The sequence below is a fragment of the Agrobacterium sp. LR_9 genome, from assembly GCF_041954855.1.
Lineage (GTDB): Bacteria > Pseudomonadota > Alphaproteobacteria > Rhizobiales > Rhizobiaceae > Agrobacterium > Agrobacterium leguminum.
Genome location: NZ_JAVAYA010000005.1, coordinates 212,344 through 225,022 on the forward strand (window position 1 = coordinate 212,344; position 12,679 = coordinate 225,022).

The 12,679-nt window shown below is 61.1% G+C and carries 12 protein-coding genes; 10 read left to right on the forward strand and 2 right to left on the reverse strand.

The annotated features are described in order from the left end of the window. Nucleotides 1–3: 3 nt before the first annotated feature. Nucleotides 4–924 carry an SMP-30/gluconolactonase/LRE family protein gene (locus RAC79_RS08920; RefSeq protein WP_174039923.1) on the reverse strand — a complete coding sequence of 307 codons (921 nt, stop codon included), beginning with the start codon at nt 922–924 and terminating at the stop codon, nt 4–6. A 33-nt stretch (nt 925–957) separates the two neighbouring features. Then, on the reverse strand, nt 958–1,671 hold the full coding sequence (locus RAC79_RS08925; RefSeq protein ID WP_035240481.1) for a GntR family transcriptional regulator: 714 nt from the start codon (nt 1,669–1,671) through the stop codon (nt 958–960). Between the two features lie 103 nt (nt 1,672–1,774). Between RAC79_RS08925 and RAC79_RS08930 the strand changes: the two genes are divergently transcribed. Genes RAC79_RS08930 through RAC79_RS08975 form a run of 10 tightly spaced genes read left to right on the forward strand, consistent with a single transcriptional unit; the run spans nt 1,775 to nt 12,677 of the window. Then, a complete protein-coding gene (locus RAC79_RS08930) occupies nt 1,775–2,827 on the forward strand; it encodes a Gfo/Idh/MocA family protein (RefSeq protein ID WP_374996975.1) in 1,053 nt (350 codons plus the stop codon). Beyond that, nucleotides 2,820–3,836: a Gfo/Idh/MocA family protein gene (locus tag RAC79_RS08935; protein WP_065657216.1), complete on the forward strand. Its 1,017-nt coding sequence runs from the start codon at nt 2,820–2,822 to the stop codon at nt 3,834–3,836. Before RAC79_RS08930 ends, RAC79_RS08935 begins: the two co-directional genes overlap by 8 nt. Next, a complete protein-coding gene (locus RAC79_RS08940) occupies nt 3,833–4,906 on the forward strand; it encodes a Gfo/Idh/MocA family protein (RefSeq protein ID WP_125145767.1) in 1,074 nt (357 codons plus the stop codon). Before RAC79_RS08935 ends, RAC79_RS08940 begins: the two co-directional genes overlap by 4 nt. A 21-nt stretch (nt 4,907–4,927) precedes the next feature. Continuing rightward, nucleotides 4,928–6,199, forward strand: coding sequence for an ABC transporter substrate-binding protein (locus RAC79_RS08945; protein WP_065657218.1), 1,272 nt, complete (start codon nt 4,928–4,930; stop codon nt 6,197–6,199). Between the two features lie 57 nt (nt 6,200–6,256). Beyond that, entirely contained in the window at nt 6,257–7,225 is a 969-nt protein-coding gene (locus RAC79_RS08950) for a carbohydrate ABC transporter permease (RefSeq protein ID WP_174039921.1), read from the forward strand. Then, on the forward strand, nt 7,218–8,261 hold the full coding sequence (locus RAC79_RS08955) for a carbohydrate ABC transporter permease (RefSeq protein WP_121490429.1): 1,044 nt from the start codon (nt 7,218–7,220) through the stop codon (nt 8,259–8,261). Before RAC79_RS08950 ends, RAC79_RS08955 begins: the two co-directional genes overlap by 8 nt. 22 nt (nt 8,262–8,283) lie before the next feature. Further along, nucleotides 8,284–9,363, forward strand: a complete 1,080-nt coding sequence (locus RAC79_RS08960) for an ABC transporter ATP-binding protein (protein ID WP_142844647.1) — start codon at nt 8,284–8,286, stop codon at nt 9,361–9,363. A 37-nt stretch (nt 9,364–9,400) separates the two neighbouring features. Further along, nucleotides 9,401–11,125, forward strand: coding sequence for an L-arabinonate dehydratase (gene araD, locus RAC79_RS08965; protein ID WP_174039920.1), 1,725 nt, complete (start codon nt 9,401–9,403; stop codon nt 11,123–11,125). Nucleotides 11,126–11,134: 9 nt separating this feature from the next. Continuing rightward, a complete protein-coding gene (locus RAC79_RS08970) occupies nt 11,135–11,932 on the forward strand; it encodes an NAD(P)-dependent oxidoreductase (RefSeq protein WP_125145763.1) in 798 nt (265 codons plus the stop codon). 34 nt (nt 11,933–11,966) lie between these two features. Next, a complete protein-coding gene (locus tag RAC79_RS08975; RefSeq protein ID WP_078052504.1) occupies nt 11,967–12,677 on the forward strand; it encodes a ribonuclease activity regulator RraA in 711 nt (236 codons plus the stop codon). The last annotated feature ends 2 nt before the right edge of the window (nt 12,678–12,679 follow it).

Sequence of the window (12,679 nt, forward strand, 5' to 3'; positions counted from 1 at the left end):
GCTTTATCCGCCTTCGCCAAAACGAAAGGCGGCAAAGCCTTTCGTTTTTGTCGGGATCGCCCAGACGCCGCCCGAAAATGGTGCTTTCGCCAGCCGGTCTTCGGACATGTTGTGGCGGTGTGACGTCAGAAAAAGGAGGCTGAAATCAGGTCCTCCGAAGCACGGCATGGTGGGGTGCGGGACGGGCGCTGCGAGCACCTCCGCATGCTTGCCATCGGGCGTGAAAACGTTCAACAGGCCAGCGGAAACGCCAGCGCTGTAATAGGTGCCGCTGCTGTCGAGACAGCCGCCATCGGGTCTTCCCGTCTCTTCCGTCATCCGGGCCACCAGCACGCCCTCATCGAATGTGCCGTTTCTGCTATCGAATTTTCGCCGGCGTATCCATTTCTGGACGGAATCGCTCTGCCACATGATGGAGCCGTCCGGGGAAAAGGCGAGGCCATTCGGGCATGTCAGGCCGGTCTGCATGCGCTCGGCGCTTTTTTCGGTGATCCGCCAAAGTTCACCATGGGGCTCCATGTCCGCGAGTGGCACATTGTGCATGGTTCCCACCCAGAAGGCGCCGTCGGGGCCGATCCGTCCGTCGTTCAGCCGGCAGGGAATGCCGTCCGGTGACGGCAGGGAATGGAGAAGGCGTGTTTTGCCGCTCTCCGGATCGAGGATGACAATATCCATACCGCAGGCGACGATGAGGTCGCCGTTCCGACAGAGACCGAGACTCGAGACCGTATGGGGAAACGCCCATTCGCGATAAAGGCCGGGCTCGAGCGCTGCGGACCGCACCGCCTTGCCGAGTATATCGCACCAGAAAAGCGCCTGTCGCCGCTCATCCCAAACGGGGGATTCAGCAAGCGTGCTCATCGTGTCGCACAGAAGTTTCGCCTGCGACATGGCGAGCGCTTTTTCAGGATTTGCCGTATTCATGATGCTCGAACCGTTGAAGATGATGGTGCGGAATTATTCGAAATAGTCCTGGTGGTTCTCGAAAACCTGCGAAAGAATGCCGAGGACGCGTCTCAGGTGTTTGCGCAAACCATCGGTCGCACGGGCTTCGTCCCCGGCCTTGATCGCATCGTAAACCGCCTCATGTTCGGAGAGCAGCCGCGCCATATGCGCCTCGTCGGTGATGGCGAGCGCGCGCAGACGGTCCAGCCCCGCCTTTTCGCGGATCAATAGCGTCTCCAGCCTCTCAAGCCCCGTCGCGGCGGCAAGCGCGCTGTGGAACTGGTCGTCATGCACACGGAAAGCCTTTCTGTCCCCGCGGTGCATGGCTGCACGCTGGCCGGTGAGGGCGTGTTCGATCTCCTGCTCGGCCTCCGCCGTTATGCCGATCTGGCATAGCCTGCAAACCGCAGCGACCTCCAGCGCCTCGCGGATGAACTGCGCGCTGCGAATGTGCTTTTCCGATAATCTGGAGACATAGGTGCCGCGGCTTGGCAGGGTGACGATCAGGCCGTCATCCCGCAGGCGGCTCAGCGCTTCGCGCACCGGCGTTCGGCTGGAATTGAACAACTGTCCGATTTCGTTCTCCGAAACCGCCTGGCCGGGAAAAAGCTCCCGGGAAAGGATCGCCGATTTCAGCGCGGAATAGATCTGGTCCACGACCGGACGATTAAGATCCAATCGCTCCATTGTCGGCACGGTCCCACCTGTTACGGGAATTTTTGGCATATACCCTCCAGCACTTTCATAACCGGTATACCGGAACACAAGTCTGTTGACAACCGGCATACCGGTATGCAAATGATCGCGTATTGGGAAGGAGGCTCCCGAAATGCAAAATATCAAGACCTGCGTCATCGTTGGCGCCGGAATGGTGGCGAAGACGCATGTGCTCGCCTGTGCGGCAAGTCCGGAAAAAATTCGCCTGAAGGGCTTAGTCGACGGTGGCTCCGGCCGCGCCAGCGCGCTGGCCGCCGAAGCGTCGAAACATACCGGATATGAGATCGTCGTTTACTCCTCGGTCGAGGAAGCCGCGCGCGATGCGGATGTCGATTTCGCCATCGTCGCAACGCCGCCGAATGCCCGCATCGATATCGTCGGACAGCTCGCAAAGGCGGGCAAACACATTCTGATGGAAAAGCCCGTCGCCCGGAACACGAAGGAAGCCGGCGGCCTTGTCGCCCTCTGTCGTGAGGCCGGCGTCACGCTCGGCATCATCTTCCAGCACCGCATGCGGGCTGCATCGCAAAAAGCCCGTGAGCTTGTGGATGGCGGGACGCTCGGGGCGCTTGGTCTCTGCGAAATTTCCGTGCCGTGGTGGCGCGCGCAATCCTATTATGATGAACCCGGTCGCGGCACCCTGGCGCGTGACGGCGGCGGTGTTCTGATCTCCCAGGCAATCCACACCATCGATCTGGCGCTGAGCCTTACAGGGCCGGTCTCGCGCGTTCAGGCCATGGCGGCGACGACGCGGTTTCATCGCATGGAAACCGAGGATTATGTCGCGGCCGGCCTGCGCTTCAAGAATGGCGCTGTCGGCTCGCTGGTCGCAAGCACCGCAAGTTTCCCCGGCGCTCCGGAATCGATTGTCCTGCATTTCGACAATGCCAGCCTGCGGCTCGCCTCGGGCCTCCTGCATGTCGACTGGCGCGATGGCCGGCAGGAGACCTTTGGCGGCGCGGCATCCGGCACGGGCGGCGGGGCCGACCCCATGGCTTTCACGCATGAATGGCATCAGGGCGTCTTCGAAGATTTCGCAGACGCCATCTCCTCAGGGCGCGTCCCGGTCGTCACCGGCGAAGCGGCTCTTTTGTCTCACAGATTGATCGACGCGATCATCAACTCGGCCGACACCGGCAAGGAAGTGGAACTGCAGGATGACTAAAGCAATCAAGTTCGTCGCTCTCGGCATAGAGCACCGGCACATTTTCGGCATGGCCCAGAACATGCTGGATGCTGGCGCAGAATTCGCCGGCTGGTGGACCGAAGGCGAGCCAGACGTGGTGGAAGGCTTCGTCAAGCGCTTCCCGGATGTGCCGCGCGCGACCTCGAAGGAAGCTCTGCTGGCCGATGGCAGCATCGATCTCGTGCTGATCGCCGACATTCCCTCCAAGCGCGCCGATCTTGCCATCGCCGCCATGGAAGCCGGCAAGGACGTCATGTCCGACAAGCCGGGCTGCACCACCTTCGAACAGCTCGATCGCCTTCGCCAGACGGTGGCGAAGACCAAGCGCATCTGGACTGTCGATTTCTCCGAGCGTTTTGAAGTTCCGAGCGTGACCAAGGCCGCCGAACTCGTTGCGCAGGGTGCGATCGGCCGTGTGATCCAGACCGTCGGTCTCGGCCCGCACCGTCTGAACCGCCAGATCCGCCCGAAGTGGTTCTTCGAGCGTGAAGCTTACGGCGGCATCATCACCGATATCGCCAGCCACCAGATCGACCAGTTCATGTTCTTCACCGGTTCGACCGAAGTGGAGATCGTGGCTGCCACCGTTGCCAATTATGCCAACCCGCGCGATCCGGGCCTGCAGGATTTCGGCGAAGTGGTGCTGCGCGGCGACAAAGGCCACGGCTATATCCGCGTCGACTGGTACACGCCCGATGCGCTGCCGACCTGGGGCGACGGCCGCCTCACGATCCTCGGCACCGAGGGTTACATCGAACTGCGCAAATATGTCGATGTCGGCAACAAGGAAGGCACCGACCGTCTCATTCTCGTGAATGGGGACCGCTGCGAATATATTGACGCCTCCGGTGCCGGCCTGCCCTATTTCGGCCGGCTGTGCGACGACATCCGCAACCGCACCGAAACGGCGATGACGCAGGAGCATGTGTTCAAGGTATGCGACCTGTCGCTTCAGGCGCAGGCCAAGGCCGAAGGAGCAAAGGCATGATTGGCGTTGCAATCGTTGGTGCCGGCATCGGCGCCCTGCATCTGAAGGGTTATCAGGCGTTGCCGGAGCGCTTCTCCGTCAAGGCGATCTGCGACCTCGATCTCGAGCGCGCCCGCTCCGTGGCGGGTGAGGATACGTCCATCCGTCTGACGACCGATCTCGATGAGATTCTGGCCGATGAGAGCATTCAGCTCATCGACGTCTGCCTGCCGCCGCACCTGCATTTTCCCGTGACGCTGAAGGCACATGCGGCGGGCAAGGATGTGGTCTGCGAAAAGCCGCTCGTCCGCTCGCTTGAGGAGGCAAATGCGCTGATCGACTCCGTCAAAAAGACCGGCCGTGGCGTGTTTCCCGTCTTCCAGTACCGTTTCGGACATGCGATGCGGCAGCTTCGCGCGCTCATCGATGCCGGCCTTGCGGGTAAGGCCTTTGTCGCGAGTTCGGAAGTTCACTGGAACCGTGGCGCCAGCTATTACGACATTCCGTGGCGCGGTACGTGGAAGGGCGAATGCGGCGGCGCTATCCTTGGCCATGCCATCCACGCCCATGATCTTCTCTGCCACGTTCTCGGCCCGGTCGACGAAGTGTTCGCCATGGCCGATACGCGCGTCAACACGATCGAAACCGAAGATTGCGCGGCGCTCAGCTTCCGCATGAAAAGCGGTGCGCTGGCGACGAGCTCGGTGACGCTCGGTGCCGCCGAAGATACGTCGCGACTCCGTTTCTGCTTCGAAGGCTTCACCGCCGAGAGCGGCACGCTGCCCTATCGCCCGGCCGAAGACACATGGCGCTTCATCGCCCGTGCACCGACCACGCAGGACCAGATCGACGCCGTTCTGGCGACGGTCGGCGATGGCGAAAACGGCTTTGCCGGTTTTGTCGAAGCCATTGCTGACGCGATGGAAGGACGCGGCGGTAAGGAAGTGACTGTGAACGATGGTTTGCAGTCCATCGAACTCGTCACCGCCATCTATCGCTCGGTGCGGGAAGGAAAGCCGGTCCGCCTGTCCGACGCCGCAGAAGGCGAATGGATCAAGGGCTGGGCTCCGCGCGCATCCGCCAACGCATAATCATCTAAGGGAGGAAAAGAGATGATCGGTAAATACAGCATGGCATTGGCGCTCGCCATTGGCGCGGCGTCCTTTGCGGGCGCGGCCCAGGCGGCTGAGGAAGTGCGCTTCACCTGCGCTTATGACGGCAACGGCTGCGAAATTCTGAAAGACATTCTCGCGCGTTACGAAAAGCAGCATCCGGACGTGAAGATCGTCACCGACGTCGTGCCCTACAAGGCGCTGCTGGAAGGCCTGCCCGTGCAGCTTGCCGGCGGCAGCGGCCCGGATTTCGCAACCGTGACCGACCTTGGCGGCCTCAACCGCTATTATCTCGATCTCACGCCCTATGTGGACGCGAAATATTGGGAAGACAATTTCTCCAACGTGCTGAAATGGTATCGCAGCGGCCCTGACGACAAGGGCATCTACGGCATGCATACCCAGCTGACCATCACCGGCGCCTTCATCAACCGCACTTTGTTCGATCAGGCCAATGTCGCCGTTCCCGGCAAGGATGCGACGCTGGACGACTGGGCGAAGGCCGCCAATGCCGTCGCCAAGGCAACCGGCACGCCTTACCCGATGGCCATCGACCGTTCCGGCCACCGCATTGCCGGCCCGGCCATTTCCTATGGCGCGAAGATTTTCGACGCCGATGGTAAGCCCATTCTGGTTGATGAAGGCTTCACGACCTTCGTGAAGAAATTCGTGGAATGGAACAAGGACGGCACCATGGCGCGTGACGTCTGGGCTGGACAGGGCGGCAATACCTACCGTGACGCCGCGCAGGAATTCATCAACGGCCAGTTGGTCTATTATTATTCCGGCAGCTGGCAGACCGCGCGTTTCGACAGCCAGGTGGGCGATGCCTTTGACTGGGAAGTCGTGCCGCAGCCCTGCGGTGGCGTAGCCTGCACCGGCATGCCTGGTGGTACCGGCATCGTCGGCTTCAAGCAGACCAAAAACCCGAAGATCGTTGCCGATATCCTGAACTTCATGGCTCAGGACGAGAATTATCTCGACTTCACCGTTCGCACCCGCAACGTTCCGGCCCATAAGGCCGTGGCCGACAAGGGCGTGACCTATACCGGTGCGACGCCTGCGACGCAGAAGGCCATGAACGCCTGGCTGGACCAGATCCCCGGCCTCAGCCCGATTGCCTATGCCTATCAGGGTTACAAGAACAATCGCGCCATGTTCAACATCTCCGTCCAGCGCATCACGCAGGCCATCGTCGGTGAAAGCACCGTTGATGAGGCCATGGCCCGCGCGAAGACGGACCTCGAGGAAGCGTTGAAACAGGCGAAGTGATCCATCGCCTTCCGGCGCGGCGCATGCCGCGCCGCGCCGGATCGAAGGAGGACCCTCATGTATAAATTTCTTGCGCCCGTGATGGGCATCGTTGAACTGCCCTTTGCCTTTCTGCAAAAGGTTCTCGGCCATCGGCGAATTGCCTGGGTGTTTCTCACACCCAACCTGATTCTGTTTGCGGTCTTCGCCTTTCTGCCGATCGTGCTGAACATGGCCTATTCCGTGACAGGCAGCGAACACATATTGCTTTCCGAACGCCCTGCCGTGGGCGGCGAAAATTTCTCGGTCCTTCTTTCCTGTCAGAATTACCTCAACCCCAATTCCTGTCAGCGTGACCTGTTCTGGCGCTCCGTCTGGAACACGGTTTTCTTCGTGGTGCTGCAGGTCGGTTTCATGGTCGGCTTCTCGCTGATCACGGCCATCGTGCTTAACCGCGATATCCGGGCGCGCGGGTTCTTCCGTGCCGTCTTCTTCTTCCCCGTGCTGCTGTCGCCCGTCGTTGTGGCCTTGATCTGGAAGTGGATTCTCCAGCGTTTCGGCGTTCTCAATGCGGCGATGGAGGGGCTGGGCCTCGGTTCGGTCGACTGGTTGCTCGAAGCCAATCTTGCCTTCGGCTGGTCGGTCTTCCTGTCGGTCTGGGCGCATATGGGTTTTTACACGCTCATTCTTCTGGCCGGCCTGCAGGCGATCCCGCGCGATGTCTATGAGGCGGCGCAGCTCGACAAGGCGAGCCCCTGGCGTATCTTCCGGCGCATCACGCTGCCGCTTTTGGCACCCACCATGCTCGTCGTTCTCGTCCTGTCGCTCATCAAGGGCGTACAGACCTTCGACGAAGTCTTTGCCTTCACGGGTGGCGGCCCCGGTTCGGCGACGACCTTCATCATTCAGTTCATCTATCAGACCGGCTTTGCCGGGACGCCCCGCAATTTCGGCCTTGCGGCTGCCGCTTCGCTGCTGCTCGCCGTGGTGCTCGTGGTGCTGACCGCCCTGCAATTCCGGGCAAACAGGAGCAAGGTCGATGGCTAGGATTGGCGCATTTCTGACCCGTACCCGCGGCCGTAACGGCAAGCTGCACTGGACCGATTGGCTGTCCTACGCCTATCTCGGCGTGGCCGTGCTGATGATGTTCGGTCCCGTCGTCTGGCTGGTGCTCTCATCGTTCAAGACTGAGGCCGACCTTCAACGCTTTCCGCCGCGCCTTCTGCCCTATAGCCAGGAAACCGTGGTGGTGGATGGGCAGGCAGCGCCGCTGCCGGCCTATGTCGACAAGGATGGCCGCAAGTTCGGCATGGTCCGCCGCATCGGCCTCGTGGCCCAGGTGGTTGACCCGGCCAAGCCAACCGAAGTCCTGAAGATGCCGTTCAACGAGCTGAAACCGGCTGAAAAAGTGGCGCTGGCGACGGAAAACTACACCGAGCTTTTCCAGCGCTTCAATTTCCCGCTCTATTTCTGGAACTCGACCTTCATCACGGTGACCTCCACCATCATCATGCTGATCGTCAATTCCATGGCGGCCTTCGCGCTCTCGAAATACCAGTTCAAGGGCAGGGGTGCGGTGCTGGCGCTGGTTGTCGGTACGCTGATGATCCCGCAGACCGTCGTGCTCGTGCCGCTGTTTCTCATCACCAGCCAGCTGGGCATGATCAATAGTCTCTGGGGCGTCATCATTCCCGGTGCAGCGACACCCACGGGCGTCTTCCTGCTGCGGCAATATATGCTGACGATCCCGGATGAAATCCTCGATGCGGCGCGTATGGACAAGGCGAGCGAGTGGAAAATCTACTGGCGCATCATCCTGCCGCTTTCGGCTCCGGCGCTTGCCGTTCTTGCCATCCTTGCGATCATGTGGCGCTGGAACGACTTCCTCTGGCCGCTGATCGTTCTGACCCGCAACGACAACTTCACCCTGCAACTGGCGCTCAACTCCTTCCAGGGGGAGATGACGACGGAATGGAGCAATCTTCTGGCCATGACGGTGCTGACACTCGCCCCGATCGCGCTGGTCTTCATGTTCCTGCAAAAATACATCGCCACCGGCATTGCATCGACGGGCGGCAAATAATCCTCAGGGAGGAAACACGACAATGGCAAGTATTCAGCTTCGTCAGGTCAAAAAGACATATGGTGCCCTCGATGTGATCAAGGGTGTCGATCTCGATATCAAACACGGCGAGTTCTGTGTTTTCGTCGGCCCTTCCGGCTGCGGCAAGTCGACCCTGCTGCGCATGATCTCCGGTCTCGAGGAGTTGAGCGGCGGCGATATCGTCATCGGCGGCGACGTGGTCAACACCGTGCCGGCGGCGGATCGCGGCCTTGCCATGGTGTTCCAGTCCTATGCCCTTTATCCGCATATGACGGTGCGCGAAAACCTGTCCTTCGGGCTTGAGAACATCGGCACCTCCAAAAAGGACATCGCCGAAAAGATCTCCCAGGTTTCCAAGATGCTGCAGATCGACCAGCTGCTGGAGCGTCGTCCGAAGGACCTTTCGGGCGGCCAGCGCCAGCGCGTCGCCATCGGCCGCGCGGTGGTGCGCGAGCCGCGCGTGTTCCTTTTCGACGAGCCGCTTTCCAACCTCGATGCGGAACTTCGCGTCGACATGCGCGGCGAGATTTCAAGCCTGCACCGGCGTCTCGGCAATACCATGATCTATGTGACGCACGATCAGGTGGAAGCCATGACCATGGCCGACAAGATCGCCGTCCTGCGCGCCGGCAAGCTCGAGCAATTCGGTGTGCCGCTCGATCTTTATAACCGCCCGGCCAATCTCTTCGTGGCAGGCTTCATCGGTTCGCCCAAGATGAACTTTTTTGCCGGCGAAGTGACGTCGGATGCAACGCCGTCGCTGAAGATCGCCACCGGCGAATTGATCCCGCTACCGCAGACCGGCTTTTCCTACAAGCCCGGCCAGAAGGTGACGCTCGGCGTCCGCCCGAACCATGTGCAGCCGGGTGAGGGCGGCGCGCTGACCATGTCTGTGCGCACCGCAGAACAGCTGGGCGGGGAATCCTATCTCTATGGTAATCTCGGCGATGGCACCCGGGTGACGCTGCATCTTTCCGGCCAGACCTCGACATCGGCGGACGAAGTCATCCGTTTGTCGGCGCCGCTGGAACATATCCATCTTTTCGATACGACGAGCGGGCTGACGCTCCGGCAGGACTGACAGCCTTTGGCGCAACCCGCAACGCAGGACCATTGACATGACCGATAGAAAACTCCGTTCCGACCGCTGGTTCGCTCCCGACGACCTGCGCAGCTTCGGCCACCGCTCACGCATGATGCAGCTCGGTTATGCGGAGGAGGATTTTGTCGGCAAACCCGTCATCGGTATCCTGAACACCTGGTCGGAGCTGAATACCTGTCACTCGCATTTCCCTGAAAGGGTGAAGGACGTGAAACGCGGCGTGTTGCAGGCCGGTGGTTTCCCCGTCGAAATGCCGTCGCTCTCGGTGGACGAAAGCTTCACCAAGCCGACATCGATGCTCTATCGCAACATGCTGGCGATGGAGACGGAAGAAATGATTCGCTCGCATCCGCTCGACGGGGTGGTGCTGATGGGTGGTTGCGACAAGACGACACCCGGCCTCGTGATGGGCGCGATCTCGGCCGGTGTGCCGATGATCTATCTGCCGGCAGGCCCGATGTTGCGCGGCAATTATGCCGGCAAGGTGCTGGGTTCGGGTTCGGATGCCTGGAAATATTGGGACGAGCGCCGTGCCGGTAACGTCACGGACGAGGAATGGCGTGGCGTGCAGGGCGGCATTGCCCGCTCCGCCGGTGTGTGCATGACCATGGGCACCGCCTCGACCATGACCGCCATCACCGACGCCCTTGGCCTCACCCTGCCGGGAGCTTCCTCCATTCCGGCGGTGGATGCCGAACACCAGCGCATGTCGGCAGGTTGCGGCCGGCGTATCGTGGAAATGGTGGCCGAGGAGCTGACGCCGGACCGTATTCTGACCGCGACCGCCTTTCGCAATGCCGCCATCGTCGCCATGGCGACCGGTTGCTCCACCAATGCCGTCGTGCATCTGATCGCCATGGCGCGGCGCGCCGGCGTGCCGATGACGCTGGATGAACTGGACGAACTTGGCCGGGTCACGCCGCTCATCGCCAATGTTCGCCCCTCCGGCAAAGACTATCTGATGGAGGACTTCTATTACGCCGGCGGTCTGCGGGCGCTGATGAAGCAGCTCGAAAGCCGTCTCGACTGTTCGGCGCTCACCGTGACCGGCCGCAGCATGGGCGAAAACCTCGAGGGTGCGAAGGTCTATAATGACGACGTCATTCGCTCGCTCGATAATCCCGTTTATGCGGAAGGCTCGCTTGCGGTGCTGCGCGGCAATCTTTGTCCGGATGGCGCTGTCATCAAGCCCGCCGCCTGCGATCCGAAATACCATGTTCACGAGGGCCCGGCGCTGGTCTTCGACAGCTATCCGGAGATGAAGAAGGCGATTGACGACGAAAACCTCGATGTCACGCCGGATCATGTGCTGGTGCTGCGCAATGCCGGTCCGCTCGGCGGTCCCGGTTTTCCGGAATGGGGCATGCTGCCCATCCCCAAGGCGCTGATCAAGAAGGGTCACCGCGACATGGTGCGCATTTCCGATGCCCGCATGTCCGGCACCTCCTATGGCGCCTGCGTGCTGCATGTCGCACCGGAGAGCTTCGTCGGCGGCCCGCTGGCGCTCCTGAAGACCGGCGATATCGTGCGCCTCGATCTGCCGCAGCGTCGTCTCGACATGCTGGTCAGCGAAGAGGAAATCGCCAGCCGCCGCGCCACCTGGCAGGCGCCGGCAGCGCGTTATGAACGCGGTTATGGTTATCTCTTCTCCAAGCATGTCACGCAGGCCGATCAAGGCTGCGATTTCGACTTCCTGCAGACGGATTTCGGCCGCACCGCCGGCGAGCCCGATATTTTCTGAGGACGCGACATGTTAAAGCGATTACTCATCACCGGCGCCGGCGGCAAGCTTGGCAGCATGCTGCGCGGGCGGCTTGGCCATGTCGCCGAGACGATCCGTCTTTCCGACGTCGTCGATCTCGGTGAGGCAGCACCCCATGAGGAGCTTGTTCGCTGCCGGCTCGAAGAGGAGGCGGCGGTTCATGAACTGGTGAAGGGCTGCGATGGCATCGTCCATCTCGGCGGTATTTCGGTAGAAAAGGCTTTTGATCCCATCGAGGCCGCCAATCTTCGCGGCGTCTACAATCTTTACGAAGCGGCGAGGCAGAACGGCCTGCCGCGCATTCTCTTCGCTTCCAGCAACCACACGATCGGTTATTATCCGCAGGGACAGCAGCTCGAGCCGGAAACGCCCTTTCTGCCGGACGGCCTTTACGGCGTCTCGAAGATTTTCGGTGAAGCGATGGCAAGCCTCTACCACTCCAAATTCGGCCAGGAGACGGCCATCGTCCGTATAGGGTCTTGCGAAGAAAAGCCCTCCAACTGGCGGATGCTATCGACCTGGCTCAGCTACGGTGACTTCGTCTCGCTGATCGAGGCCACCTTCCGCGTGCAGAAACTCGGTTGCCCGGTCATCTGGGGCGTTTCGGCCAATGACGACAGCTGGTGGGACAATTCCCATGTCGATTTTCTCGGCTGGCAGCGGCGCGACAATGCTGCACATTACCGGGCGGAAATCGAACGCGACGTACCGCACCCCGACCCGGAGGCCGCGATAGCGAAATATCAGGGCGGCGTCTTCACAGACGAGCCCATTCACAGGACTTGAAACACATCCATCCGCCCATTGCGAGGAGACAGACATGAACAATGAAACGCGCGAAAAACTGATGACGATTTCCGTCGCTACCCTGGCGACGGCGCTTTACAAGCGCGGTCTGCGCAACCAGGTCATTCAGGGTGTGCGCCCGCTCGGCTACAAAGGCAAGAACATGGTGGGCCCGGCATTTACCCTGCGCTATATGCCGGCGCGCGAAGACCGCAACCAGCTTGTTGAATTCCGCAATCCCGCCCATCCGCAGCGCGTCGCCATCGAAACATGCCCGCCGGGCCATGTGCTCGTCATGGACAGCCGCAAGGATGCGACCGCCGCCTCGGCCGGCGATATTCTTGTGACCCGCCTGATGGTTCGCGGCGGTGCCGGCATCGTTTCCGATGGCGGTTTCCGGGATGCGGCCACCATTGCCGAGCTGGATATTCCAGCATACCACACCCGCCCTTCCAGCCCCACCAACCTCACCAAACACGAGGCAATCGAGATCAACGGCCCGATTGGCTGCGGCGATGCGCCGGTGTTTCCGGGCGACATCATCGTTGGTGACGCCGATTGCGTTATCGTCATCCCGGCTGGCATTGCCGACGAGGTGGCGACCGAGGCGGTGGAAATGACGGCTTACGAGGATTTCGTGGTGGAACAGGTCAAGGCCGGCCAGACGATCATCGGGCTTTACCCCTGCACGAAGGAAGAGCACCAGACGGCTTTTGCCGAATGGCGCAAGAAGAACAACCGCTGAGT